At 68.4% G+C, this 13,352-nt stretch carries 8 protein-coding genes; 2 read left to right on the top strand and 6 right to left on the bottom strand.

Annotated elements, in window-relative coordinates:
• Positions 1-245 precede the first annotated feature (245 nt).
• The 3 genes from FHW97_RS04840 to FHW97_RS04830 form a co-directional block, all read right to left on the bottom strand.
• A complete protein-coding gene (locus FHW97_RS04840; RefSeq protein WP_156306329.1) occupies positions 246-401 on the bottom strand; it encodes a hypothetical protein in 156 nt (51 codons plus the stop codon).
• Positions 402-479: 78 nt separating this feature from the next.
• Complete coding sequence (locus tag FHW97_RS04835) at positions 480-755, bottom strand: hypothetical protein (protein ID WP_022678519.1); 276 nt, start codon at positions 753-755, stop codon at positions 480-482.
• Between the two features lie 4 nt (positions 756-759).
• Complete coding sequence (locus FHW97_RS04830) at positions 760-1,959, bottom strand: CaiB/BaiF CoA-transferase family protein (RefSeq protein ID WP_253941606.1); 1,200 nt, start codon at positions 1,957-1,959, stop codon at positions 760-762.
• A gap of 213 nt (positions 1,960-2,172) precedes the next feature.
• Between FHW97_RS04830 and FHW97_RS04825 the strand changes: the two genes are divergently transcribed.
• Both FHW97_RS04825 and FHW97_RS04820 read left to right on the top strand, forming a co-directional pair.
• A complete protein-coding gene (locus FHW97_RS04825) occupies positions 2,173-3,138 on the top strand; it encodes an IclR family transcriptional regulator (protein ID WP_171798247.1) in 966 nt (321 codons plus the stop codon).
• A gap of 8 nt (positions 3,139-3,146) precedes the next feature.
• Positions 3,147-4,364 carry an SGNH/GDSL hydrolase family protein gene (locus tag FHW97_RS04820; protein ID WP_054130435.1) on the top strand — a complete coding sequence of 406 codons (1,218 nt, stop codon included), beginning with the start codon at positions 3,147-3,149 and terminating at the stop codon, positions 4,362-4,364.
• Between the two features lie 21 nt (positions 4,365-4,385).
• On the opposite strand, the gene FHW97_RS04815 is transcribed toward FHW97_RS04820, so the two are convergent.
• The 3 genes from FHW97_RS04815 to FHW97_RS04805 all read right to left on the bottom strand — a co-directional run bounded on the left by FHW97_RS04815 (position 4,386) and on the right by FHW97_RS04805 (position 13,321).
• Positions 4,386-7,184 carry an alpha-L-rhamnosidase gene (locus FHW97_RS04815; RefSeq protein WP_171798246.1) on the bottom strand — a complete coding sequence of 933 codons (2,799 nt, stop codon included), beginning with the start codon at positions 7,182-7,184 and terminating at the stop codon, positions 4,386-4,388.
• Positions 7,184-10,660, bottom strand: a complete 3,477-nt coding sequence (locus FHW97_RS04810; RefSeq protein ID WP_171798245.1) for a glycosyl hydrolase — start codon at positions 10,658-10,660, stop codon at positions 7,184-7,186. Before FHW97_RS04810 ends, FHW97_RS04815 begins: the two co-directional genes overlap by 1 nt.
• A 66-nt stretch (positions 10,661-10,726) precedes the next feature.
• The gene (locus tag FHW97_RS04805; protein ID WP_171798244.1) at positions 10,727-13,321 is read right to left on the bottom strand and encodes a TonB-dependent receptor; all 2,595 of its coding nucleotides are present in this window, start codon (positions 13,319-13,321) and stop codon (positions 10,727-10,729) included.
• Between the last annotated feature and the right edge of the window lie 31 nt (positions 13,322-13,352).

Genomic DNA, 13,352 nt, shown 5'->3' with positions numbered 1-13,352 from the left:
AGGCAAAGTGCGACGCCACGGAGGTTTCCGATGTCCGTCGGTTAGGCAATTGCAGGACGAGAACGGAAAGCTGAACTGGCCTCTGGCTGATACCACGTTACACAACGCGGTCCTGGATGACCTGCTGAGAAAAGGCTGACGACACTAGGCCAGCACTTTCGAGCGAATTGTCCCGTCGCGTTCGGCTTCCTGCAAGCGCGCTATCGGGGACGGCTATGGAAAGCGAGGACCGCGCTTGAATCGTATCAAGCAAAATCAGGGAACGCTGGCGGAGCGGCGAGCGGACGCCCCTGCGCATCGAGCTTGCGCGGAAACCGCGCGAGATCGGCCCTGACCCAGACCGGCGTATAACCCGGCCCGCCGTTCTTGAACGCGCCGAACCACAGCAGCACCAGGCGCACGCGGTGCTGGCGCGCCTGGGCCAGCAGCGTATCGACAAAGGCGAAATCGAACTGCCCCTCGCGCGGCTCGGCCCGGGCTCAGGCCACCGGCATTTCCAGGGTGTTGGCGCCCAATTGCTCCACCGTCTGCCACACTTGCGGCAAGACGCTGGCATGGTTGGAGGAATTGTTGGCCTGCGCCCCCAGCACAAGGAACGGCGCGCCGTCGACGAACAGCGCCGGGCGGCCATGCGGCGCCGCGATCCGTGGCAAGGCGGGCGCTTGCCGGCCGGGCGGCTGGGCCCTGATCGTCTGGGCACTGGCCGCTGTGGTGAGCAGCAGCGCCAAGGCGCTAAGGCAAGTGCGGGCGCGCATCGCCTCAGGCCAGTGCCAGGCCGAATTCGGCGGCGATGGCGGCGCTGTGCTCGCCCACGCGCGGGGCACCGCGCGCCGAAGCCGGCCTTTGCCCATCGATTCGCATCGGGCTGGCGGTGGTGAGAATGCTGCGGCCCCGGCCGCCGATCGATTGCAGCATGTCGAGCGCGCGGAAGCTTTCGGCCTCCAACAATTGTTCCCAATCGAGCACGGCCGCGGTCCAGATGCCGGCCGGCTCCAGCACGGCCAGCCATTCCTGCGTGGTGCGCGTGGCCAGGCGCTGCGCGATGCGGTCAAGCAGCGCGTCGCGCCCGTCAAAGCCGTTACCGCTCTCGCTCAGGCCCGGCAGATCAAGCAATTCGCCGATCCGGGCCAGCGGCGTCATCGCCAGGGCAAGATGCCCATCTGCTGTGCGATAGACGCCATAGGGCGCAGCAAGATAGGCATTGGCGCCATGGGCGGCGGCGCGCGTCGGGGGGCGGCGGCCATCGTTGAGATAAGTGGTCAGCAGCTCGAACTGGAAATCGACCAGCACTTCGAGCAGGCTGGTTTCCACCCGCCCCCCCAGCCCGGTGCGCGCGCGGCGGACCAGCAAGGCCAGGATGCCCTTGGCCAGAACATGGCCGGCCAGCATGTCTGCCACCGAAAGCCCGATCGGCATCGGCCCATGGTCGGCACTGCCGGTCAGCCACATCACGCCCGAGCGCGCCTGGGCGAGCAGATCCTGGCCCGGCAGCTTGGCCCAGGGGCCGGCACTGCCAAAGCCCGAGACGCTGGCATAGACCAGGCCGGGATTGATCGCCTTGACGTCTTCATAGCCCAGCCCCAGCCGCTCGATCACGCCGGGGCGGAAGTTCTGGATGATCACGTCGGCCCGCGCGACCAGGCGGCGCAGTTCCGCAAGCTGGCCCGCGTCCTTGAGATCGACCGCCAGGCTTTCCTTGTTGCGGTTGATCGCGTGGAACAGCGTGGAATCGCCGGCGATGTCGGTATCGCTCAGATAAAGATCGCGGCACAGGTCACCGCTCTGCGGCCGCTCGATCTTGATCACGCGCGCACCCAGATCGGCCAGTTGCAGCGCGGCCGAAGGACCGGCGAGGAACTGGGCCATGTCGAGCACCAGCAGATCGGACAGGGGGCCGGGACTGGCCGCAGACGACGCTGTGTCCGTTGCCGAATCCGTGCGGATAAGCCGCTGTTCCAATCCCGTCCTCCACATCACTCATTGTTTACAGGCTAACATACATTCTCTATATAAACAATCAATGCAAATTCCACGCGCCTCTTCCGCTATCACCCCGGCCAGCCCGGCGCGCGCCCGTGCTGGCGGGCAAAGCGGCAGGCGATGATGGCACTTCGCGCCGCCATGGGTTACGCAAGCCGCCCGATCGCCAGACCAGCCGCGGAAGGACAGAACATGGATGCGCGCCCCGAATCAGCCACCCAGGCAGACAGCCCTGCGCCGGACATGCCGGACCTGGGCGACGGCCCGCTCGACGGGCGGTCAGAGGGCATGCTGGCGGAAAGCATCCTGTCGAGCGACGAGCGCCGCCGGAAGTATGCCGTGCCGGCGCTGGAAAAGGGCCTCGATATCGTCGAGTACCTGGCCGACCAGGCCGTGCCGATGACGCAATCGCAACTGGCGCGCGCGCTCAACCGCCAGCCGGGCGAGCTGTTCCGCATGCTCGCCTGCCTGGAAGGGCGCGGCTATGTGCGGCGCGACCCGACCAACGGCGGCTATGCGCTGACGCTCAAGCTGTTCCAGCTCGCTCGCATTCACTCGCCCTATGAAACGCTGATCGCGGCGGCGCGCCCGCTGATGCGCGCGCTGTCCGACGACGTGCGCGAAAGCTGCCACCTGACCGTGTTGCAAGGCAACCAGGTGCTCGTGCTCACCCAGGAAGAGAGCCCCAACCCGTTCCGCCTGTCGGTGGAAGTCGGCTCCACCCATTCGCCGCTGCGCACCAATTCGGGGCGCCTGCTGCTCGCCGGCCTGGCGCCCGCCGCATTTGATGCCTGGCTGGGCCATTCGCGCGAATGGCAGGCGATGGCGCCGGCCGCACGGCAGGATCTGCTCGCCCGCATCGACGACGTGCGCGCGCGCGGCCATGCCCGCTCGCTGGGCGAACGCTTCCTGGGCGGGGCGGATATCGGCGTGCTGGTGGGCACGCCGGGCGCGCCGCTCAACGCCGCGCTGACCATCGCCACGCTGATTGACGCCAATGGCGACGCGCGGCTCGATCCGCTGCTCGAACCGCTGCAACGCACGGCCGCCGCCATCAGCCAGGCCGCCGGCCTGGGGCTGGACAGTGGGCCGCTGGGTAGCGCGGTGGACACCCCTGCCCCGGCCAAGCCGGCAAGAACCCGCAAGACCACAAAATAGGAGAGATCATGATTGCCAGGCCCATCGCCGCGCTCGCCCTGCTTGGGGCACCCCTACTGATGGCGGCCAGTCCGCCTGCGGCTGGCGACGGGAATGGCAACTGGGCGGCCGGCTGGTTCAGCGCGCCGTTCGCGCCGATTGCCGGCCAGCCGGGCGGCACCCCGGCGATCTTTGCCAACCAGACGGTGCGCCAGATCCTGCGCGTGGACACCGCTGGCAATGCCATCCGCCTCAAGCTGACCAACGAGCTGGGCATCGCCCCGGTGCGGATCGCCGGGGTGCACGTGGCGCTGGTCGATGCAGACGGACGCCTGGTGCCGGGCAGCGACCGCGCGGTAACCTTTGCCGGCGGCGCGGAAGCCTGGATTCCAACCGGCGCGCCGCTGCTCAGCGATGCCGTGCCGCTGCCAATCGAGGCGCTGCAACACCTGGCGATCTCGGTCTATTACAAGGACAGCGCGATGCCCGCCGCGCATCATGGCGATCTGGTGGTGGCGCCCGGCGAGCAACTGGCGGCTGCGTCCATGGCCGGCGCTCGCCCGCTGCGCGGCCCGGCGGTGGTGTCGCAAGTGGAAGTGGCGCGGCCCCAGCGCGGCCCGGTGATCGTGGCGTTCGGGGATTCGATCACCGAAGGCGCCGCCTCCACCCCCGGCAAGGACATGAGCTGGCCCCAACAGTTCGCCAAGCGGCTTGCCGCCGATACGCGCTATCGCGGATGGAGCGTGGTCAATGCGGGGATGAGTGGCAACCGCCTGTTGCACGAAGGCTTTGGCCTGCCCGCCCTGGCGCGGCTGGACCGCGACGCCCTGGCGGTCAGCGGGGTCACGCATATCGTGCTGCTGGAAGGCATCAACGACATCGGATGGTGGAACAAGCCCGACAGCGACGTGACCGCCGCGCAGGTGATCGAGGCCTATCGCCAGATCGTGACCCGCGCCCATGCGCGCGGGGTGAAAGTGATCGGCGCGACGATCCTGCCCTACAAGGGCGCGGTCTATTTCACGCCGGAGGGCGAGGCGATGCGCCAGGCGGTGAACGCCTTCATCCGCACCGGCGGGCTGTTCGATGGAGTGATCGATTTCGAGAAGGCGGCGGCCGATCCCGCCGACCCGGCGCGGATCAATCCCCGTCTGGAGCCGGGCGACCATCTCCACCCCAACGATGCCGGCTATGCCGCCCTGGCGGCCGCCGTTTCGCCCAGCCTGTTCGAAGCGCCCCGTCGCTGATGCCGCGAACCGCCCGCGTACTCAACCAGGGTCGTGGGCGGTCCAGCGATAGCGGCCGGAGCCGAGCGTGATGGCCTGGCCGGCCTCCTCGCTCGCGAAACCGAGCACGCCCGGCACGCGCGCCGGGGCCAGGCCCTGTTCGCGCCAGTCGCTGGCGGGCAGCCCCGGCAAGACCAGCCGCGCCTGGCGCCCCGGCGGCACGGAGACGGTCACGGCGAGGTGGCCTGCCTCGCGTCGCCAGGCGCAGGACAGAACGCCCTCGCGCAGGCGATAGCTGGCCTCGGCCGCCGGGATATCGGCCGGCATCTGCGGCGCGAGGCGCAAGGCCGCGTCCCCGCCTCGCGCGTGATCGATGTCCAGCCCGCCCAGGCGCCGATAGAACCAGTCCTCGGCATGGCCGAGCATGAAATGGTTGAGCGACTTGGTGGGATTGGCGTCCCACGCCTCGGTCAGCGCGGTGGCCCCGCGCGCCAGTTGCAGGGCATAGCCGGGGCGATCGCGCACCCGCAGCATGGCCAGGATCACATCGTCACGCCCGGCCGCAGCCAGCGCCTCCAGCACGTAGCGATAGCCGATGTCCCCGGCGGTAACGCCATTGCCTTCGCGCCGAATCGCCGCGATCAGCCGGTCGAGCGCCGCGGCACGCTGCGCCTGGGGCACCAGGCCGAGCGCCAGCGGCATGGCTTGCGCCGTCTGGCTGCCCCGTTCGTAGCGGCCGGTGGCGGGATCGAGAAAGCGCGCGTTGAAATGCTGCGTAACCTGCACCGCCAGTGCGGCGTAATCCGCAACCGCCCCGATCCGCGCGGCGATCTTGGCCATCGTCTGCAAGCAGGCAATATAAGTGGCCGTGCCGACCAGCGCGCGCGAGGTCAGTTGCGCCTCGCCCGGATCGTTGGGGCCGACATCGTACCAATCGCCCATGCCGAAATCGACGATGCCATCCCGCGCCCGCTGCGCGAGATAGGCGCAATAGCGTTGCGCCGCCGGCCAGGCCGCCACCAGCACGGTGGCGTCGCCGCAAAAGCGATAGGCCGCCCAGGGTGCCAGCACCGCCGCCGCGCCCCATTCGGGGGAATTGCGCCAGACCTGGTCCTGCCCCTGCTCGTCCTGGAAGGCGACATATTCCGGCGCGATGCCCGGCACCATGCCATCGGCCTGCTGCGCCTCGGCGATGTCGTGCACCAGCTTGTCATAAAGCGGCGCGGCATCGCGGTTGTAGAGCACCGTGGGCGCGTTGAGATAGGTCTGTTCCAGCCAGCCCAGCTTTTCGCGGTGCGGGCAATCGGTGAGGACCGAAACCATGTTGCTGGTCACGGCCTGGTCGATCAGCCCATGGATGGCGTTGAGCAAGGGATCATCGGCCTGGAACCGGCCGACGCGCGCAAGATCGGCGTGGAGCACCACGCCTTCGACCGCATGGATCGCGGCGCGCAGCAGGCCGCGCAATTCCAGCCAGCGAAAGCCGTGATAGCTGAACAGCGGCTCGAACGCTTCGACCCCGCGCCCGGTGCTGACATGGGTGAACGCCACGCGGTTGCCCGGCCCGGCGTTGAAGCTGCGCTGGCTGACCCGGCCCTGTTCGTCCAGCGTCTCGCCGGGCAGGATGGTCAGCGTGGCACCGGCCGGCGCCTCGATCATCAGGCGGGGCCGACCGGCGAAGTTGACGCCGAAATCGACCAGCAGCACATCGGGCGCCACGGCCGTGATCGCCACCGGCGCCAGAGTGCGCGCGGCGACCACCGGCGGCACCAGCCCGGCGCGGAGCATCCCGCCCGGCCCCGGCACGGCCACTACCGGCTGCCAGTCGCGATCGTCGTAGCCAGGTTCCATCCAAGCGGGCGGCACCAGGCGCGCGTCCCAGTCCTCGCCGCCATAGATCGAGGAAAAGCGGATCGGCCCTTCCCGCCAACGCCATTGCCCATCGCTGGCAATGTGCTCGATCCGGCCATCGGCATGCTCGATGGTCATCGCCAGAATCGCCTTGGGCCGGCCGAAGCTGTCGAGGAACTTGGTGTAGCGGCCCTCCTTGGCCTCTACATTGTACATGCCGTTGCCCAGCATCAGCGCCAGGACATTGTCGCCAGCGTGCAGCAGGGCCGTGACATCGTGCGTGTCATAAAGCGCGCGGCGGCGGTAGTTGGTCCACCCCGGCGTCAGCGCCGCATGCACCACGGCCTGCCCGTTGATCGCCAGGCGATATTGGCCCAAGCCGCAGACCGACAACACGGCCCGGCGCGGCGGCGACGCCAGGCGCAAGGGCCGACGCAGGATCGGCAGCGGCCGGGCGGGCACCATGGCTGGGCTCGCCTGCCCCTGGCGGTGCGGCGGCAGAACCGGGTCGGGCTCCGCCGCGATCCAGCGGTCGGGCCAGCGCGCCAGCTCGAGCACCCCGGTGAGGAACGCGGCGGGCGCGCTCCAGGCGCCCGGCCGCCCCGCCGCATCGAATACGCGGACCGCCCACCAATAGCGGCGGTGGCTGTCGAGCGCCAAGTCCGCTGTCGGCACCACCAGAGTCTGCCCGCCGGCGGCGGGCGATCCGGCCCAGCGGGCGCCCTGGCCAGCAGCCACGCGGGCGCGATCGGTGCCGCCGATCAGTTCGAACCCGCGCTGCACCAGGCCGCGCGCGCTTGGATCGCGCGCGGCAAGGCCCCAGGAAAAGCGCGGACGCAGCAGGTCGAGCCCCGCGGGCTCGGCCACCCCTTCCACGCGCAAGTCTTGCGCCAGCAGATCACCCGGTGGCAGAGAATGCGCCCTGCCGGCGCCGGCCACCAGCGGCGTCGCGCCGATCGCGGCCAGCGCGGTGCGACGGTCCAGCCTCATTAGACCGGAATGTCCACAAGTGGCTCAGCCACGATCCGGACCGGACCGGCCAGGCCCGCCGGCAGCAGCGGCGCATCGCGGGCCGGCAGCCAGTCCTTGGTGCCGCGCAGCTTGGGATAGACCCAGGCAACCCGCTCCGCTTCGGGCAAGACGCGATCGCCCACCAGGCGGTTGTGCCAGGTGTTGGTGACGGTGATGGCGATCGTGTTACGTCCCGGCCGCAAGAATGCGGTGATGTCCAGCCGGAAGGGTGCGATCCAGCGCCGGCCGGCCAAGCGCCCGTTGACCGTGACTTCGACCATGGCATGCACTGCGCCCAGATCGAGCATCAGGCGGATATCGCGCACCAGTAGGTGGCGCGGCAGGTCGATCTGCGTGGCATAGGTGCCCGATCCGGCATGGAAGCGCACGCGATCGGGGGCAAGGTCGCTCCACAGCGCGGGCTGCTTCAGCGTCAGCCGCTCGGGCGGGGCGCGCCAACCGGCAAAGCTGAGCGTCCAGGGCTGGTCGAGTTCGATTGCCGGGGGCATGGCCAGCGCCACCGGTGCCAGGCGGCGCCCGTCGCTGCGCAGCAGCCGAGCTTCTCCAGCCCCGGCCATGACCAGCCGCTCACCGCGCCATTCCAGGCTTTGCCCGGCCGCGAGATGGGCCTGTGCGAGATGCGGTGCCACGCCGCCGTCGCTCAGAACGATGAACCGGCTTTCCCCCGGCGCCAGGCGCAGCGGCAGGACCGTGCGCCCGGCGACATTCCGCCAGGCGGGTGCCGGCAGGCGCTGCCCTTCCAGCGCATCCCACAGCGCCACGGCGCGCGCGGTCACGCGCAAGGATACTTCGGTATCGAGCGCGGCACCGCCGGTGTTGGCCAGGAAATAGACATCGACCCCCGCCTCGCGGCGATGAGTCCATTCGAGCCCCGCCGCATCGTTCGCCAGAAGATCGCCCGCGATCCCCAGGCTGGCCAGGACATGCGCAGGGCTTTGCCCCCAGACCACGCGCCCAGCGCCCAGCCGGGTTTCGCCCTGACGTCCGGCATCCAGCCAGAGCCGGCGGCACTGCGCAACGAACGCCGCGGGATCGGCTTCTCGCCCGACGGCACCAAGCGGCGGCGGTGCCAGCACCGTGGCGCCCGCCCGCACCAGGCGTTCGAGTGCGGCGAGGAAGCCGCTGGAATAGCGCGCTCCCGCGCGCAGCACGAGCAGGCGATAGCGCATGCCGCCGGGCAGTACGATCGCGCCCTGCTCCACCCGCGCCAGGCGCACCAGCGCATCGCGGTTGATCGAGTCATAGGCCACGCCGGCCGGCAATGGCGCGTCCAACTGGTGCGGCAAGAGCGCGCGGTTGGGAATGTCTTCCCCGGTGAACACGGCCACGTCGCTTACCGGCAGGCCGCGTTGCAACACTGCCTGGCAGCGGCGCAGGTAATCGAACCAGCCGCGCGCCTGGCTCCACCAGGTCTGGGTGCGGCTGAACATCGTGCCGATACCGTTGAGCGTCAGCCCCGGCGAGCGATCGAGAAACGGCTGCGCGGTATAGACGTGCAGCATGAAGCGGTTGATGCCCCGGCAATAGTGCCGATCGCCCAAGGGCTTGAGCATCGCGGGGTGCTCGTCCCAGAGAATGTCGTTCTCGGTGAAGCTTTCCGTGGCAATGATCCGCTTGCCATAGATGCGCCCGCCCGAAACCGCATCGGCCACATCGGTCGGCTTGTCGTTGCGCGGCGTGCGCAGCCAGAATTCGCCCATCGGCACATCGGTCGCCTCTGCCCAGCGCAAGCCGTCCACGGCATAGGTCGGGCTGGCCGGCTCCCCGCTGAAGCGGCAGCCGCGTGCATGGGCCAGGCGCGCGATGGTTTCGAAGAACGCGCTTTGCGTAAGATCGGCCACGGTCTGCCGGAAATCGTGCAGTACCGCCTCGCTCTGCTCTGCGCTGCCGACCGGCACGCCGGCCAGCACCGGCAGCCAGACGCGCAGGGCATAGCCGCGCAAGGCCTGGAACCGGGCAGGAAAATCCGCCGTCCAGTTTTGCCCGCTGGCTTCCCAGCTATCGACATGCACCGTGTTCAACACTTTGCCCGCGCGCGCCGGGCCGATGCGATCGAGCGCGGCGCCGAACCAGCGATCGAACTGCATGGTCACTGCCGCCGCGTTGAAGCGATCGACTTCCAGCCCCTGCGCACCCCCGGCGGCGGAGTTCTCGCGGCCATTGCTGGTGTGGCCCAGGCGCAGGATGCGCCAGCGGCCGGGCGGTGGAGTCCAGTCGAGCGTGCCATCGGCCGCCAGCCTGTCGGTCAGGTCGAGCACCTTGGCCGGATCGACGCAGACCGCATCGGGCACGTCGCGCGCATCGGTGCGGCGGCTGATCGACCATTGCGCCGCCGTCTTGCCCACGATCTGGTGGATTTCCGGCCGGGACGAAAGCTCCAGGCTGAACAGGCGCAGGCGCACGTCCTGCCCGAAATCGTAATTCTCGAAATAGGGGCCGGGCGCCTGCGGCTCGTGCACGAAGCGGAACACGCGCGCGGTGGTTTCGGGCAAGGCGTGGGTCAGCGTGGTCAGGTCGGTCTGCCAGCCATGCTGGGGATATTCCAGCCGGCCAACGGGACGGAACGTGACGCCATCCTCGCTTGCTTCCACGCGCAGCGCATTGGCCGCGCGATAGACGCCGGGGGAATAGCCCCAGGGCGACGGCGTGCGCACGGTGACCGAGCGCAGCGTGAACGGCTGGTCGAAAGCCACGTCGATCTGGCCGGCCTGGGTGGTGTCGAACACGTCCTCGTCGTTGCCGGGATCGAGCAGGCGCGCGAGCGGTGGCCCGGCCAGCGGCAAGGTGGTGGAAACGCGCGGATGGCGCCGTGCGCTCGTCTCGTCCAGCGCTTCCGGCCAGGGAAATGCCAGCACCGCCACGTCGCGATACCAGTTGCGCCGCATCGGCGGGGTGGCCAGGCGGATCGCGCCCTGCCCGGCCGTGGCGCGCGTGTCGGACCAGGTCAGCACCTGCATCGACAGGTCGGGCGTGACCCAGGGGCCGCTCGCCGTAGCCCAGCCATCGCAGATGTTGAGCGACAGCGTAATCCCCAGCCGCTCCGCCTCGGCCACGGCGTGATCGATCAGGCCCCACCATTGCGGCGTGAGTGCATCGGCCGGCGGATCGACCAGCGGCGGCTTGGCCGAGGCGCCAATGGCAAAGACCATCGCCGTGGTGATGCCGTTGGCGTGCATGCCTTCAAGATCGGCCGTGATCCCGGCCGCGCTGACTGCGCCATCGAGCCAGTACCAGTAGACACCCGGTCCGGCCTCGGGCGGAGGGCGGTCGAATGCCTCGCCCCAGGCGCTCGCTTGCGGATCGACCGTCGCGGCGTGGCCGGTGCCAGGCGCGGTGCCCGTGCACAACAGTGCCGCCGATCCGCCCAGCAGGGCCGAGCGGCGATCCACCATCAGGCCCGGAAATACAGCATCGAAGTCACGCTTGGACGGCATGGCAGGCCTTTGTCTGGGCCGCGCATCGGGCCGGCCGGATGCCAGCCTGCCCGATGCGCGGAGGCATCACAACTTGAAGCGAACCCCGAAGATGATCTGGCGATCGTCGATTTGGGTTTCGTGCGGCCGGGTATCCATGTTGTTGTAATAGGACCGGCGGATCACGCGCGTCAGGTTGTTGCCTTCCAGGCTGATCGTGACGTTGGGCGTCACGTCATAGCTGAGCGAAGCGGCCAGCCAGCCATAGCCGCGGCGGAAGCTCGGCTGCCCCACCCCGTTGAACAGATAGGTGCTGTCGAAGTAGGTGCTGCGCCAGTTGTAGGCGACGCGGGCCGAAACGCCGTACTTCTCGTACATCCCCACCAGGTTGTAGGTGTGCTTCGACAAGCCCTGGAGCGGGGTCGTCTGGCCGACGATCGAAGAGGTCGTCTTGCTGTCCACGTAGGTATAGTTCGCCTGGATCCCCAGGCCCGACAGCGCGCCGGGCAGGAAATCGAAGAACTGCTGATACCCCACTTCGGCGCCCTTGATCTCCCCGCCCTGGTTGTTGTCCGGGCGGCTGATCGTATAGGTGATGCCGTCGTAGACCTCGACCGAGGGATTGACCGAGATGAAGTTGCGCACCTTCTTGTAGAACAGCGCACCATAGATCGAGCTGCCGCGCGCGAAGTAGTATTCCAGCGACGCGTCGAGCTGGTCGGCCTTGAGCGGCTTGAGGTAGGGATTGCCGGCCGACCCGTTCTGCTGCACCGAATTGAGCGTCAGCGACGGCGAAAGATCGCTGAAGTTCGGGCGGGTGACGACCTTGGACGCGGCCAGACGCAGCTTGAGCTTGTCGGTCAGGTTGAAGCGGATGTTGGCCGAAGGCAGGAAGTCGTCATAGCTGGAATTGACCTGGATCGGCCCGACGCCGCCGCCCGACAGCGTGCGGTTGCCGTTGAGCGCGGTCTGGGTATGGACATAGCGCAACCCGACATTGCCATCGACCAGCCCGCTGGGCGAGCCGAAGCGCGCCATGGCATAGAGCGCGGTGGTCTTTTCGCTGACGCGATAGAACGCCAGCGGCCCGTTCACCGGATCGGTGGCGTCAAAGCCCAGCGCGGTCTGCACTTCGCTCAGATGATCGCGCAGCAGCGGCACGGGAATGACCAGGTAGTTGGACAGCAGCGGCGTACCGCGCGAAGACTTGCTGAAGAAATCGCCGGCCGGGTTGGCAGCCAGGATCGAGGGCGCAGCGGTGCCGGGCGCGCCGCTGAACAGGAAGAAGCTGGTCTGGTTGGATTGCGCCGTGCGGTTGCCGTAGCGGAAGCCGACGTCGATCGACTTGAGGAAGCCGCTGTCCACCGCATAGGACGCATCCAGCGTGCCGGCGAACTGGTCCGCCTTGTTCTGCGTGCCCTGGTAGAGCAGGAACTGGAAGTTGGTGTTCGACTGGCTCAGCAGGTCATAGCCATTAGCGCTCGAACCCGGCACGAACGCGGTGTTGTCCACCGAGAAGCGCGGGATCGTGGCGCCGGTGAAGCCGCTGTTGAACACCACGCTGCCGGTGGCTTTGGTATAGCTGATGTCAGTGGACACGGTCAGCTTGTCGTTGGTCCACTTGCCGCCCCCGGCAAACTGGGTCATCCGGTCGCGCGTGTCATAGGCATAAGACAGTACGGTGAGCGGGGCGTTGAGATAGGTCGCCTTGGTCACGTCGCCATTGGCGGCCACCGTCGCGCCCGGCTCTGCGGTCAAGCCACCAAGGCCAACTGAAGCGCCGTAGTTGTCGTTGAGGTTGTTGAAGCGCGCGTACTGGCCTTCGAAATAGATTTCGAGGTTGGGCGTGGGCTTCCACTGCAAGGTGCCGCTGATGCCCAGGCGGCGGCGATCGCCATAGGGCGTCACGTCATAGGCGCCGTTGGGAGCGACCACCGTCTGGCCGGGCACGATCGTGGTGCTGCTGGCCGGGGTGCCGGTGGAAATCAGGTCTGAGCGGAACTTGCGCTCCTGGTACGACACGCTGACCAGCGCGCCGATCTCACCCGCGCCGGTGTCCCAGCGATCGGCGATCAGGCCCGAGACGGCCGGGGTCAGTTCCTTGGCCAGGTCGGAATAGATGCCGCGGATGTTGCCGGCCACGGTCAGGCCCTTGAAATCGAGCGGCCGGCGCGTGCGCAAGTCGATCAGGCCACCCAGGCCACCTTCGATCTGGTTGGCCGAGGGCGACTTGTAGACATCCAGCCCGGCGAGCAGTTCGGCCGGAATATCCTGGAGGTTGAGGCCACGGGCGCCTTGCGCGGTGAAGATCTCGCGGCCGTTGAGCGTGGTGTTCACTTGGGCCAGGCCGCGCACGTAGACGGTCGACCCTTCGCCATAGTCGCGCTCGATCTGCACGCCCGTCACGCGCTGCAGCGCATCGGTGGTGTTCTGGTCGGGCAGCTTGCCGATATCCTCGGCCACGATCGAATCCACGATCTGGCTGGCATTTGCCTTGCGATCCTGCGCGCTGCGCAAGCTGGCGCGGACCCCGCTGACAACGATGGCGTCGGCAACGGTTTCATCCTTGGCGTCAGTCGTCGCCTTGGCCGCTGCCGGCGCGGTCTGCGCCAGGGCGGAGCCCGCCGGCATGACCAGGGCACCGAGCGCGGCGGTGCAGAGATAGGCTCCCACGTTCTTCATTGCTAAACCTCCCCATTATCCCAAACTTGTG

Source organism: Novosphingobium sp. SG754 (genome assembly GCF_013149315.1).
Classification (GTDB): domain Bacteria; phylum Pseudomonadota; class Alphaproteobacteria; order Sphingomonadales; family Sphingomonadaceae; genus Novosphingobium; species Novosphingobium capsulatum.
This window is presented reverse-complemented; position numbering and strand designations above follow the sequence as displayed.